A 471-nucleotide genomic window follows, 5' to 3' on the forward strand; every position below is an offset into this window, starting at 1 on the left:
GGTTCTGTTGCAAAGTAAAAAAATATAGCTAACCACTAATTTATCATGTCAGTGTTCGCTTAACTTGCTAGCATGATGTTAATTTCGTGGCATGGCGAAAATCCGTAGATCTGAAGAGACCTGCGGTTCTTTTTATATAGAGCGTAAATACATTCAATACCTTTTAAAGTATTCTTTGCTGTATTGATACTTTGATACCTTGTCTTTCTTACTTTAATATGACGGTGATCTTGCTCAATGAGGTTATTCAGATATTTCGATGTACAATGACAGTCAGGTTTGAGTTTAAAAGCTTTAATTACTTTAGCCATTGCTACCTTCGTTGAAGGTGCCTGATCTGTAATTACCTTTTGAGGTTTACCAAATTGTTTAATGAGACGTTTGATAAACGCATATGCTGAATGATTATCTCGTTGCTTACGCAACCAAATATCTAATGTATGTCCCTCTGCATCAATGGCACGATATAAA

1 pseudogene is annotated in these 471 nt (G+C 35.0%); it reads right to left on the minus strand.

The features are described from left to right. Window positions 1–59 precede the first annotated feature (59 nt). Window positions 60–471 (minus strand): annotated as a pseudogene (locus HMPREF2603_RS04315) (IS6-like element IS257 family transposase); the annotation flags it as partial.

This window comes from Staphylococcus sp. HMSC055C03 (assembly GCF_001809385.1).
Taxonomy (GTDB): Bacteria; Bacillota; Bacilli; order Staphylococcales; family Staphylococcaceae; genus Staphylococcus; species Staphylococcus simulans.